Here is a 12,105-nt window from a genome sequence, read left to right as displayed (position 1 = left end):
GCCAAATGCGACTTCCCGCTGCCCGAGTTCCCGCGGATGATGATCAGACGAGAACTCTCCGAGCCGGTCACCCCAGAGGTCATGCGACCTTCAGCGGCGTGATCGCAGCGACTTTGTCGCGCAGCGCTCGACGCTCGAGTCGTAGCTCGTAGTTCGACTGCAGATTCATCCAGAGCTCCTCGGACGTTCCGAAGTAGCGCGCCAGACGGATCGCCGTGTCCGCCGTGATCCCCCGCTTGCCGTGCACGATCTCGTTGATCCGGCGCGGCGGCACACCGATGGACACGGCAAGCTTGTTCTGCGTGATACCGAAGCCCTTAATGAAATCCTCCATCAGGATCTCTCCCGGGTGGATCGGCTCGATCAGGTCGCGCTCAGTGGTAGTCGACAAGTTCGACATTGTCCGCACCTCCCTCTCTCCAGACGAAGCAGAGACGCCATTGCGCATTGACGCGGATGCTGTGCTGCCCGCGTCGGTCGCCGACCAGACGCTCCAGGCGGTTGCCCGGCGGGACCCGGAGGTCCTCGACATCCTTCGCCGCATGGATCAACTCGAGCTTCCGCATGGTCGCCCGCTGCACCGACCGGTCGACGCCCTTGACGTACTGCTCATGCCAAATGCGCTCGGTATCCTTGCTGCCGAACGATCTGATCACGAGACCAGTGTATAACGGATTCCGTCATTAACGCTAGACGTTAAACCGGAACTCCACCACGTCGCCGTCCTGCATGACGTAGTCCTTGCCCTCCAGCCGGGCCTTGCCCTTGGCGCGAGCCTCGGCGACAGACCCGGTAGCGACGAGGTCTTCGAACGAGATGACCTCGGCCTTGATGAAGCCCTTCTCGAAGTCGGTGTGGATGACTCCGGCCGCCTGCGGCGCCTTCGCGCCCTGCGGGATCGTCCAGGCGCGCGACTCTTTGGGCCCGGCGGTGAGGTACGTCTGCAGGCCCAGCGTCGCGAAGCCGATCCGTGCCAGCTGATCCAGACCCGACTCGGACTGCCCTGTTGCCTCAAGCAGCTCCTGAGCGTCTTCTGGGTCGAGGTCGATCAGCTCCGACTCGATCTTCGCGTCGAGGAAGACGGCCTTGGCCGGGGCAACCAGCGCCTCGAGTTCGGCCTTGCGCGCAGCATCCGTCAGCACCGACTCGTCCACGTTGAAGACGTAGATGTACGGCTTCGCCGTCAGCAGTCCGAGCTCGCGGATCGGCGTCAGATCAACGCCGGACGTCGAGAGCAGCTGGCCGCGCTCGAGAGCATCCTTCGCCGCATTCGCCGCTTCGAGAACCGCGCCGTCGATGGTCTTGCGCTTCACTTCCTTCTCGAAGCGCGGCAGCGCCTTCTCGATGGTCTGAAGATCGGCGAGCATGAGCTCAGCGTTGATCGTCTCCATGTCGTTCTTCGGATCGATGACGCCGTCGACGTGCACGACATCCTCGTCGACGAAACCACGGACGACCTGCGCGATCGCATCCGCTTCACGGATATTCGCAAGGAACTGGTTCCCCAGCCCCTCACCCTCGCTCGCGCCGCGCACGATTCCCGCGATGTCGACGAACGACACGGTTGCCGGCAGAAGTCGCTCGCTGCCGAAGATACCGGCGAGCACGCCCAGTCGCGAGTCGGGGAGGCTGACCACGCCGATGTTCGGCTCGATCGTCGCGAACGGATAGTTCGCCGCGAGCACGTCGTTCTTGGTCAGAGCGTTGAAAAGGGTGGACTTGCCGACATTTGGCAGGCCGACGATTCCGATAGTTAGGGCCACGGGAGTCCAGTCTACCGGCGCTCTCCTCGAGCGTTCTCCGGCATGCCTGCTGCCGCCGACGACGCTCGGCGTGCTGTGGATGGGCAGTTGTCCCCTCGGCATCCGCGATGCCCCGCCCTAACATGGGACACACCGAGCAGAGGAGCGCGCATGTCCGATCAGATCGACGCGGATCCGTTCTGGTCCGTCGTGCACCGCCGGCATCCCGATCTCGACATCGTGCTGCTGCCACCGGACCAGACCACGCCCGCGGATTCCGGTCAGGATCGCGACGCGCCCGAACCGTTCGCGCACGAGCATCTCTCGGTGGTCGACGACACTTGGGCGCGCCTTGTGGGGCATGGGATGCCGTCGAGCGTCGCCCGCTGGATCCCCGGTCCGACCAGCGACTCCGTCTGCCACAGCGTCACCCTCACCCTCGGCGACGCTGACGAAGCAATTGCACTGGCGCATCTGCGCTCCGCCGCAGACGTGTTGACTTCCCAGGGCTGGAGGGTGTTCCTTCCGCCGACCGGGATGCCTCGGGTCATGGCCGACCGGCCCAGCACACTCGGCGACGAACAGCTGCTGTTCGGCTATGCAGCGAAGAACAGGAACCTGTTCCTGCGTCTGAACTCCACCGGGCTCCCGGTGGGAAGCCAGACCGCCTACGAATTGATCGAGGCGGCATGAGCCACGGAGTGACCTACGACCCGGCCAGCACCAACCGCCTGATCGCGCGCTGGCGCACACAGGCTTCGCAGATGCGCGGCGCCACGGAGACCCTTGGCGAGGCGACGACCGGCGGACTTCCGTCTCGTGCGGTCGGCGCCGCGCAGATATTCCTCGACATGTGGGAGCAGTCCGCTCGTAAAGCATCCGTCGCCGCCGATGTCTACGCTGACGAGCTCACATCTACCGGCACCTCGTATCAGAGCTTCGATGCCGAGATCGCGCGCAGGATGAACGCGCTCGGATCGGATGCTCAATGACCACTATCCAGATCCCCGCGTCCATCGGCTACCCGGAACGTCCGGATGGCGAACCCGCCTCCGCAGAGACTTTGGCCAGCACGCTGCTGCAAGGATCCGCGAGCATCGCCGAATTCGCCGACGAAGCAGATCGGCTCTCCACCCCCACACCCTTGTGGCAGGGCGAGGCGTCAGCCGCCTACGCCGCCCACGCGCAAAAGTTCGCGAAGGCTCACGAGCCGATGGGCGAAACGCTCAAGCGCGTCGCACGCGGGGTAGACGTCTTCGCCGAACAGCTGCGTGAGCTGCAGAGCGAGCACACCACGATCGTCGGGCAAGTCACGGCCTACGATCGAGACCGTGCCGCTCTGATGGCCGACGTCGCCGAGAGCACCGAGACCGATGTACCGGTCTTGCAAGAGCGCGCGCGCCGCCTCGCTTCTCAGCGCACAGGGATCGTCGATGACATCACTGGCCTACAGGAACGCACCACCGACAACGAGGACTACCTCGTGCGGCTGTTCACCGGCGCCGACACCGTGGCCGAAGCTCAGTCCGCGGCCGGTGGCATCGGCGCTCTCGCGCTGGCCGCCATCAGCGGCAAGCCTCCTGTCACGGCGGGCCCCTCGGCCATGTCGAAATGGTGGAACGGGCTCACCGAGACCGAGCAGAACGCGGTGATCGCCGCGTGCCCAGAGACGATCGGCAGCGCTGACGGCCTCCCGGCATCCGCCCGCGACCGCGCGAACCGAACGCTGCTCGAGTCCGACCTCGCCGAGCTGCATCAGAAGCAGGCCGACGGCACCTTGACCGCAGACGAGACGCAGCGGCTCAAGAACGCCGAAGCCACGCAGAAGGCGCTGAAATACGCCGACGGCTACACCGTGCCTGGCACCGAAGATCAGCCGGGCGGGCAGCTCTGGCTGTACGATCCGGATGCCTTCGCAGGCGATGGCCGGGTCGCGATCTCCGTCGGCGACCTCGACACCGCCGACGACGTGTCCGTGTCGGTACCGGGAATCAAAACGCAGATGGACGGCGCGCCGAACGGAGTCAAAGACGCGGCCCATCTGTACGAGAGCGCGCGCTACAACGGCGACGGCTCGAGCGTGGCGACCATGTTCTGGCTGGGCTACGACACGCCGGCCGGCGATCTGCTCGAATGGGGCGAGGTGCCTTCCGAGGCACGCGCGGCCGATGGTGGCGAGCGACTGGCGACGGCGGTCGACGGTCTGCGGGCTTCCCGCGCCGATAACCCCGCTCACATGACTGCGATCGGGCACAGCTATGGCTCGACGGCGACGTCGTATGCGGCGACGAACCACGACCTGGCAGTCGACGACGTGGCCCTCATCGGCAGCCCCGGCACCGGACCTGCAGGTCACGCCTCCGATTTCAGTGTCGGCGCCGACCACGTCTACGACGGGCGCAACAGCCGAGATCTCGTCGCTGCCCTCGGTGAGCAGGGGTGGCTGCGCAAGGGCCAGTTGTTCGGTCTCGGCTTGGGCGTCGACCCTTCTTCGGAGGACTTCGGGGCGCATCGATTCGAGGCTGAGTCGACCGAACGCGCCTCGCACGTCCGCAACTTCGACGATCACGTCCGGTACTACGACCGCGACAGCGAGTCGCTCTACAACCTCGGCCTGATCGTGGGCGGGAACGGCGAGAACGTCATCACAGCCGAGCAGAGCTACGATCCGTGGTGGAGCGGTCCGATCGACCCAGAGGCGGACAGAACTCCGACAGCGAATGAGCCTGGCCGCTCGGACACCGGAAGGGGACCCGGATGAGAAAAGCCGTCATGATGGGCATCGTGGGACTCCTCGCTCTGCTGCTGGCTGCCTGTTCGCCCACGGCATCGCCCTCGAACCCTCGAGCCGTGCTCGAGAAGAAGGTCGAGACGATCGACTCGACCGTGCAAGACCTGTTCGAGGCGCTGGACGACGCGGGACTGTCCGGTGCCACCGCCATGGGAGTTGTCGACGGATGCCAAGGCGCCCCTCTTCCCGGTGTCTCATACCAGGCCGGGATGGGCGTCACCGTGGGCGAGCAGCAGGCCGAGAGCTTCGCCGCCGTGGCGAAGCAGCTCGAAGCGACCGGGTGGACGCAGACGCCCGACGTTCTCGACGGTGATGAGAAAGCGCCCATGGGACGGTTCACTCGAGGCGACATCACGGTCGACGTGAAGACCGGCGGATTCACCTACGCGGGCGAGCTTCAGGATGAAGATCGCATGACGTTCGAGATCACCGCTAAAGATGCGTGCGTGAAGATCCCCGATGACATGTCGTTCGTCGACTTCCAAGACCTCTCCAAAGAGATTCGGCCGCGAGGCTGATCGCTTCGCGGCGAGCCTCGCCCGATTCGAAAGTCTCCGGAGTGAGAGTGGATACGTGCCATTGGACTTCACCGCAATCGACTTCGAGACGGCGAATTCCAGCCCCGCCTCGGCCTGCTCCGTCGGACTCGTCCGAGTACGCGCCGGAGAGGTGGTGGCTCAGACCGGCTGGCTCATCCGTCCGCCGGCAGGCCACGATGAGTTCAACGAGTGGAACATCAAGATCCACGGCATTCATGCCCATCAGGTGGCGGATGCCGCGACGTGGGTGGACCAGATCGATCGGCTGTGCGCCTTCGCCGGTGCCGACGTACTGGTGGCGCACAACGCGGGGTTCGACCTGAAAGTGTTGAGCCGCGCGTGCGAGGTGACCGGAATCGAAGCGCCGCCCTACCGCTCGCTGTGCTCGCTCGCGGTCGCACGCAAGACGTACGACCTCGAGTCGTACCGACTTCCGAAGGCTGCCGAAGCAGCGGGCTTCGGCGACTTCCCGCACCACGATGCTCTCGCCGATGCCCGTGCCTGTGCACAGATCATCATCGACGCCGCGCGCCGCGCCGACACCGACGACATCGATGAACTCGGTGCCGCGCTCAGCATCCGCCTCACGGCTCCGCGCCCGGTGCAGCGCGAGCGCGCTGTCGCGTGAACGCGCTGTGTCGCGCACAATGGTGAGATGACAGACGGACTCAGCAACGAGGTCATCGCGGGAACCTTCGATCTTGCGCGCCAGGGGCGCCTCGGGCCGCTGGGCGAGATGCTCGACGCCGGAGTGCCGGTCGACGTGCGAAATCCTCGTGGCGACACGCTGCTGATCATCGCGGCGTACGCCGAGCAGACCGACGTCGTGGCCGACTTGATCGCCCGCGGTGCGGACAAAGATGCGGTCAACGCGAACGGGCAGACAGCGGTATCGTGCGCCGTGTTCCGACGGAACGAGCCGCTGTTGCGGATGCTGCTCGCCGCCGGTGCGGATCAGGATGCGGGTGCGCACACTGCCCGCGAGGTCGCTGATCAGTTCCAGCTGACCGAGATGCGTGCAGTTCTCGACTCGTACTGACGAGGCTCAGGCCTGATCGGGTTCAGGCCTGATCGGGTTCAGGCGCCGCCCGGCACCCACGAGAGCAGGGCGATGACGACGCCGGAGGTGACGAGGAAGGCGCCGATCATCCACCAGGAGCTGAGCTCGTGCCCTTCATCGCGGCGGACGCGGAACAGCACGTCCGTGCGGCGTGCCGGGTCGAAGTCGGCCTGCACCGCTGTCGCCGTCGGTGCTGCGGCTGCGGCGATCTGCGCATCTGTCACACGCAGAATACGTCCGGTCTTGGTGGTGACATGCTGAGCGCGGCGCGGCTTCTCAGACTGCTCGTTCGATGACATCGCGAGCTCTCCTGTTCCTGGCCTGCCGGCACACGAAAAGCACCGGCTCCCTTCACATTGTGCCAGGGTCGCCTGGGAATGCCGGTAGTGAGCGCGGCGGATGCCGGGTTTCAGCCGGTCAAAGCCACTTCGAGACGAGGTGCTCTGAGGCGATGCGACGAAGCGTTCCCGACGCGCTGCGCAGCACAACACTCTCAGTGAACAGATAGCCGCCTTCGCGCCGCACGCCCTTGATCAGTTGTCCATCGGTGACGCCAGTGGCGACGAAGATGGTGTTGTTGCCCTTGACGAGGTCGTCTGCCTCGTAGACCTTGTCGATGTCGAGGCCGGCGTCGATGCCGCGCTGGCGCTCTTCATCATCACGGGGCCAGAGGATACCCTGAATGTGTCCGCCGAGCGCTTTGATCGCACATGCGGTGACGATGCCCTCGGGGCTGCCGCCGATGCCCACGCACATGTCGGTGCGCGCGGCGTGCCGGGCCGCATTGATGCCACCGGCGACGTCGCCATCGCTCATCAGGCGGGTGCCGGCACCTGCCTCGCGGATCTCTTCGATGAGCTTCTCGTGACGGGGGCGGTTCAGCACCGAGACGACGAGTTCGTCGACCGGCTTCTCGAGCGCCTTTGCGAGTCGACGGATGTTCTCGCCGATGGGCAGGCGAATGTCGACGACGCCTACACCTGCGGGGCCGGTGACGAGCTTGTCCATATAGAAGACGCTGGAGGCGTCGAGCATCGATCCCCGGTCGGAGACGGCGAGAACCGACAGCGCGTTCTGGCGGCCGGACGCGGTGAGAGACGTGCCGTCGATGGGGTCCACGGCGATATCGCACTCGGGGCCGCGGCCCGTTCCGACATCCTCACCGTTGAAGAGCATCGGGGCGTTGTCCTTCTCGCCCTCGCCGATGACCACGCGACCCTGGAAATTGACCGTGCCGAGAAACGCTCTCATCGCGTCGACGGCTGCGCCGTCGGCCGCCTCTTTGTCACCTCGTCCGACGAAGGGCACGGCCCGGATCGCGGCGGCCTCCGTGGCACGCACGAGTTCCATTGCGAGGTTGCGGTCGGGACGAAGCGGACTGAGATCGGCTGTGAGGCTCACCATGCGGTTAGCATAACGATCGGATGCAACGGAATCGGCTACTTTTCCCAAGATTGCAATGAAGAAAAGCGGGTTCTTACCAAGATCTCAAGAACGAACGGCCAGCCGAGGTAACGTCCGCGAAAATCCTTCTTCCGCGCGACTAAAGTGAAGGTGACCCCCGCACCCTAAACGCAGGAGATTTCATGCCCGTCGCCACTCCGGATCAGTACGCAGAGATGCTCGACCGCGCGAAGGCCGGTGGTTTCGCGTATCCCGCGTTCAACGTCTCGAGCTCGCAGACCATCAACTCCGTTCTGCAGGGGCTGACCGAAGCCGGCTCCGACGGCATCATCCAGGTCACGACCGGCGGCGCCGACTACTTCGCGGGCCACACCGTCAAGGCCCGCGCGACCGGCGCCCTCGCTTTCGCGCGCTACGCGACCGAGGTCGCCAAGAACTACCCCGTCACCGTTGCTCTGCACACCGACCACTGCCCCAAGGATGCACTGGCCGGCTTCGTCGAGCCGCTCATCGCCGCCTCTGAAGAAGAGGTCAAGGCGGGCCGCAACCCGATCTTCCAGTCGCACATGTGGGACGGCTCGGCTGTGCCCCTTGCCGAGAACATCGAGATCGCGAAGGAACTGCTGCCGCGCATGAAGGCGATCAACGCGATCCTCGAGGTCGAGATCGGCGTCGTCGGCGGCGAAGAAGACGGCGTGCAGCACGAGGGCTCGAACGACGCGCTCTACACCACGTTCGCCGATGTCGACCAGGCCGTGCAGGCGCTGGGTCTGGGCGAGCAGGGCCGCTACATCGCAGCCCTCACCTTCGGCAACGTGCACGGCGTGTACAAGCCGGGTGGCGTGAAGCTGCGTCCCGAGCTTCTCGGCGAGATCCAGGCCGAGGTCGCGGCCAAGTACAACACCGGCGCGCTGCCGCTCGACCTCGTCTTCCACGGCGGATCCGGATCGTCGGATGCTGAGATCGCCACCGCGGTTGCCAACGGCGTCATCAAGATGAACATCGACACCGACACGCAGTACGCGTACACGCGTGCGATCGCGGACTACATGTTCAAGAACTACGACAGCGTGCTGAAGGTCGATGGCGAGGTCGGCAACAAGAAGCAGTACGACCCGCGCGCCTGGGGCAAGATCGCCGAGACGGCCATGGCCGCCCGCGTGGTCGAGTCGACCCGCCAGCTCGGTTCGTACGGCCAGTCCAAGAGCTGACAACAGTCTCGAGATGGGCCACCGAGCCCCGAAATGAAGATGCCCCTTCCCGTTCATCCGGGAAGGGGCATCTTTCTTCGTGTAATGTCAGCGCCCCTCGTGGATCGCTGTCGCGTCGATGGGCCGGAACACCTGCTCCTCGGCATCCACGTCGACATCGACGGTCTCCACGGTGACGTCATCTCCCCGCAGGCGTGAGACAGCATCCTCGAACTGCTCCTCCAGCGCGATGACCGCGGCGTCTGCATCTCCTGCGGCGAGCGCGGCGAGCAGACGTTCGTAAGTGGGCGAGATTGAACGCCGCACCGAGTATCCCTCCGGCACGCTGAAGCTCGCGATGCGCGTCTGCATGACCAGCGTCGCCATGCCGCGCGTGAGCCGCTCACTACCGGCCGCGTCGACCAGCACCTGGTGGAACTCCAGGTCGGCGTCGCCCATCGCGCGCGCGTCATCCCCCGCGCTCGCTGTCGAGAACTCCTCAAAAGCGCGAGTGATGCGCGCCATCGCCCGCGAATCATTCGCGCGGGTGATCCGGCGCACGGCCTGAGACTCAACGGCGAGGCGCATCACGTAGACGTCGTCGACCTGGTCGCCCTCGATAACCGCGACACTCATGCCTCGGCCCGGAATAGCAATGAGGATGCCGTCCTGCACCAACCGCTGCGCGGCCTCTCGCAGCGGGCTGCGACTCACTCCCAGCTGGGTGGCGATCTCGACCTCACCGAGCGGAGAACCCACGGGCAGAGCCCCCGAGAAGATCGCCTTGCGCAGTTCGATCGCGATCAGATCGACGGTCGACATTCGCGGCACACGCAGCACGGATGCCCGTCCGACGGAACGGGGCATGTCACGGGGCATTCAGGTCTCCTCATCACCAGAGCGTGGCGCATCGCATCCATTCTCGCGTGCTGTGCGCGATTTCTGCGTTGCGACGCAAGACAACAGATTTGTATCATTGTCGACAATCTGCACGTCTAATTGTACTTAGATCGACAGGTTCCGTATCGTAATTTCCTGTCACCGCTCACCGAGTGGCGATCACAGCGATAAAGAGGAGCAGCATGAGCAAGCGCACCGCAAGAACCGCACTCGCGACGTTGGGGGTACTCACACTGGCCCTCGCCGGGTGCGCCTCCGGCGGGTCCGGAGACAACGACGACGACGCCATGACCACGCTTGAGAAGGCGCAGGACTCCGGCAAGATCACTCTGGCTATCGCCTCCGAGCGTCCGTACTCCTGGGTCGACGAGAGCGGCGAGCCCACCGGCGCCACCATCGCGATGCACGAGCACATCTTCAAGGAGCTGGGCATCGACGACATCGAGGTCAAGGAAGTCGCTTGGGACTCCCTGATCCCCGGCCTCAACGCCGGCCGCTGGGACGCCGTCAGCGCGGGCATGTCGATCCTTCCCGACCGCTGCGCCGAAGCCGCGTTCAGCGATCCCGAGATCATGTACACCACGACCCTGGTCGTCCCCGCGGGCAACCCGCAGGGCCTCACCGACCTCGACTCGGTCGTCGAGAACGGCGATGTCAAGCTCGCAGTGCAGTCCGGAGCCATCGAAGAGGGCTACGCCAAGGACCTCGGCTACACCAACGTCATCAACGTCGACAGCGCGACCAGCGGTCTGGAAGCAGTGCAGAACGGTCGTGCCGATGCGTTCACCCTGACCGCCGTCTCGCTGAACTGGATGACGAAGGACATGGACGACCTCGAGACCACCGAGGCGTTCGTGCAGACGATCGATGGTGTCGAGCAGATCGGCGCTGGCGCAACGGTGTTCCGCAAGAAGGACACCGACCTTCTTGAGGCTTACAACAAGGAGCTCGCGAAGATCACCGGCGAGGAGCAGAACTACCTCGACCTCGTCGAGCCGTTCGGCTTCACCGCTGAGAACCTGCCGCCGGCAGACCTGACCACCGAGCAGCTGTGCGCCGGCGACCTCGGCTGACACACACTCTCTCGTGATCGAAAATTTCGAGGCGCTCCAGCGGGCGCTGCCCCAGATACTCGATGGGTTGTACATCACCCTCGTGCTCACTGTGGGCGGCGCCCTGCTGGCGTTCGCTGTTGCTGTCAGCTTCGGGCTGCTGGCCCGGCTCGAGAACGTCCTCGTGCGCGGTTTCGCACGGTTCGTCATCGAGATCTTCCGAGGCACCTCGTTGCTCGTGCAGCTGTTCTTCCTCTTCTTCGTGCTGCCATTGCCGCCGTTCAACCTCGAGCTGCCGCCGTTGCTGGTCGGAATACTCGGACTCGGCTTCAACTACGGCGCCTACGGCGCGGAGGTCGTGCGCGGATCGATCAACTCGGTATCGCGCGGTCAGTGGGAGGCGACCACCGCTCTGAGCATGTCGAGCGCGCACCGCATGATGCGGATCATCTTCCCGCAGGCGTGGGCGCTGATGATCCCCTCGCTCGCCAACCTGCTGATCCAGTTGCTGAAGGGCACGGCGGTCGTCTACCTGATCACTATCGTCGACCTCACCGCGCAGCTGAACAAGCTGCGCATCGACACCGATGTGTTCTTCGCCTATTCGCTCGGCCTGGTGCTCTACTTCGTGATCGCCTACGCCCTCACCATCGCCATGAACATGCTCGAAACCCGCGCGAAGCACAAGCTCGGACAGGGAACCCGTCTGCGTGAAGCCGTCGCGGCGCCCGTCGCAGAAACACAGGGGGCGTCCAATGAATGACGACGGACAGCTCTGGAACTGGGATCATGCGTTCGCCGCACTCCCGGACATGCTGTGGCAGTTCCTGACCGTCACACTGTTCGTGACGCTGGTCGGCAGCGCGATCGCCGCTGTGCTCGGACTGGTCATCGCCGTGGTTCGTCAGGTGGCACCACGACCCGTGGTCGCCATCGTGACGTTCGTGATGAACTTCATCCGGATGACGCCGCTGATCGTGCAGCTGCTCTTCGCGTACTACGCGCTGACCGCGGTGCCGCCGATCACATTGGGCATCGTCATCTTCGGCATCCACTACGCGACCTACATGGCCGAGGTCTACCGCGCCGGAATCGAAGCGGTCCCCCGCGGACAGTGGGAGGCGACGACCGCTCTCTCGATGTCGCCGGGGCGCACCTGGAGCGCCGTCATCATTCCGCAGGCGCTTCGGTCGACCATCCCGGCACTCGGGAACTATGTCATCTCGATGTTCAAGGAGACGCCGTTCCTCGTGGTCATCACGGTGATCGACATGGTCGCCGCTGCCCAGCAATACGGCGGATCGCACTTCCGATTCCTCGAACCCGTCATCATGGCGGGAGCACTGTTCCTGATCGCCAGCTACCCGACCTCCCTGCTCATCGCCCGATTGGAGAAGCGTCTTGTCTACGCAACCTGACACACACAC

The 12,105-nt window shown here is 64.9% G+C and carries 16 protein-coding genes; 10 read left to right on the top strand and 6 right to left on the bottom strand.

The genetic code is table 11. The features are described 5' to 3' along the window. Positions 1 to 79: 79 nt before the first annotated feature. From FM104_RS06485 to ychF, 3 genes are read right to left on the bottom strand one after another with little or no spacing between them, the layout of a single operon-like run. Entirely contained in the window at positions 80 to 400 is a 321-nt protein-coding gene (locus FM104_RS06485) for a HigA family addiction module antitoxin (protein ID WP_087130629.1), read from the bottom strand. Further along, positions 375 to 656 (bottom strand): type II toxin-antitoxin system RelE/ParE family toxin, encoded by a 282-nt coding sequence (locus FM104_RS06480; protein WP_087130628.1) that lies wholly within the window; start codon positions 654 to 656, stop codon positions 375 to 377. The genes FM104_RS06485 and FM104_RS06480 overlap by 26 nt, the downstream gene beginning before the upstream one ends. A 33-nt stretch (positions 657 to 689) precedes the next feature. Then, entirely contained in the window at positions 690 to 1,763 is a 1,074-nt protein-coding gene (ychF, locus tag FM104_RS06475) for a redox-regulated ATPase YchF (protein WP_087130627.1), read from the bottom strand. Positions 1,764 to 1,913: 150 nt separating this feature from the next. Here ychF and FM104_RS06470 point away from each other — a divergent pair, with 150 nt between their 5' ends. The 6 genes from FM104_RS06470 to FM104_RS06445 are packed head-to-tail and all read left to right on the top strand — an operon-like array spanning position 1,914 to position 6,111. Further along, a complete protein-coding gene (locus FM104_RS06470) occupies positions 1,914 to 2,435 on the top strand; it encodes a hypothetical protein (RefSeq protein ID WP_087130626.1) in 522 nt (173 codons plus the stop codon). After that, positions 2,432 to 2,734, top strand: coding sequence for a hypothetical protein (locus FM104_RS06465; protein ID WP_087130625.1), 303 nt, complete (start codon positions 2,432 to 2,434; stop codon positions 2,732 to 2,734). The genes FM104_RS06470 and FM104_RS06465 overlap by 4 nt, the downstream gene beginning before the upstream one ends. Beyond that, entirely contained in the window at positions 2,731 to 4,503 is a 1,773-nt protein-coding gene (locus FM104_RS06460) for an alpha/beta hydrolase (RefSeq protein WP_087130624.1), read from the top strand. The genes FM104_RS06465 and FM104_RS06460 overlap by 4 nt, the downstream gene beginning before the upstream one ends. Further along, positions 4,500 to 5,051, top strand: coding sequence for a hypothetical protein (locus tag FM104_RS06455; RefSeq protein WP_143738266.1), 552 nt, complete (start codon positions 4,500 to 4,502; stop codon positions 5,049 to 5,051). Before FM104_RS06460 ends, FM104_RS06455 begins: the two co-directional genes overlap by 4 nt. Before the next feature lie 55 nt (positions 5,052 to 5,106). Beyond that, positions 5,107 to 5,700: a 3'-5' exonuclease gene (locus FM104_RS06450; RefSeq protein WP_087130622.1), complete on the top strand. Its 594-nt coding sequence runs from the start codon at positions 5,107 to 5,109 to the stop codon at positions 5,698 to 5,700. Positions 5,701 to 5,727: 27 nt separating this feature from the next. Then, entirely contained in the window at positions 5,728 to 6,111 is a 384-nt protein-coding gene (locus FM104_RS06445) for an ankyrin repeat domain-containing protein (RefSeq protein ID WP_087130621.1), read from the top strand. Between the two features lie 38 nt (positions 6,112 to 6,149). On the opposite strand, the gene FM104_RS06440 is transcribed toward FM104_RS06445, so the two are convergent. Both FM104_RS06440 and glpX read right to left on the bottom strand, forming a co-directional pair. Then, positions 6,150 to 6,431, bottom strand: coding sequence for a hypothetical protein (locus tag FM104_RS06440; RefSeq protein WP_179206699.1), 282 nt, complete (start codon positions 6,429 to 6,431; stop codon positions 6,150 to 6,152). Between the two features lie 118 nt (positions 6,432 to 6,549). Continuing rightward, positions 6,550 to 7,536, bottom strand: a complete 987-nt coding sequence (gene glpX, locus FM104_RS06435; RefSeq protein ID WP_087130620.1) for a class II fructose-bisphosphatase — start codon at positions 7,534 to 7,536, stop codon at positions 6,550 to 6,552. Between the two features lie 182 nt (positions 7,537 to 7,718). Between glpX and fbaA the strand changes: the two genes are divergently transcribed. After that, on the top strand, positions 7,719 to 8,747 hold the full coding sequence (gene fbaA / locus FM104_RS06430; protein WP_087130619.1) for a class II fructose-bisphosphate aldolase: 1,029 nt from the start codon (positions 7,719 to 7,721) through the stop codon (positions 8,745 to 8,747). Between the two features lie 87 nt (positions 8,748 to 8,834). On the opposite strand, the gene FM104_RS06425 is transcribed toward fbaA, so the two are convergent. After that, complete coding sequence (locus tag FM104_RS06425; RefSeq protein WP_087130618.1) at positions 8,835 to 9,605, bottom strand: GntR family transcriptional regulator; 771 nt, start codon at positions 9,603 to 9,605, stop codon at positions 8,835 to 8,837. 203 nt (positions 9,606 to 9,808) lie between these two features. Here FM104_RS06425 and ehuB point away from each other — a divergent pair, with 203 nt between their 5' ends. Genes ehuB through ehuD form a run of 3 tightly spaced genes read left to right on the top strand, consistent with a single transcriptional unit; the run spans position 9,809 to position 12,096 of the window. Next, positions 9,809 to 10,699 (top strand): ectoine/hydroxyectoine ABC transporter substrate-binding protein EhuB, encoded by an 891-nt coding sequence (gene ehuB, locus FM104_RS06420; RefSeq protein WP_087130617.1) that lies wholly within the window; start codon positions 9,809 to 9,811, stop codon positions 10,697 to 10,699. A gap of 13 nt (positions 10,700 to 10,712) precedes the next feature. Then, positions 10,713 to 11,441, top strand: coding sequence for an ectoine/hydroxyectoine ABC transporter permease subunit EhuC (gene ehuC, locus FM104_RS06415; protein ID WP_087130616.1), 729 nt, complete (start codon positions 10,713 to 10,715; stop codon positions 11,439 to 11,441). Next, positions 11,434 to 12,096, top strand: a complete 663-nt coding sequence (ehuD, locus tag FM104_RS06410; protein ID WP_087130615.1) for an ectoine/hydroxyectoine ABC transporter permease subunit EhuD — start codon at positions 11,434 to 11,436, stop codon at positions 12,094 to 12,096. The genes ehuC and ehuD overlap by 8 nt, the downstream gene beginning before the upstream one ends. Positions 12,097 to 12,105: the final 9 nt, after the last annotated feature.

Source organism: Microbacterium esteraromaticum, from assembly GCF_900163815.1.
Lineage (GTDB): Bacteria > Actinomycetota > Actinomycetes > Actinomycetales > Microbacteriaceae > Microbacterium > Microbacterium esteraromaticum_B.
The sequence above is the reverse complement of the archived record's forward strand: the minus strand, read 5'-3'. Positions and strand labels throughout refer to the sequence as shown.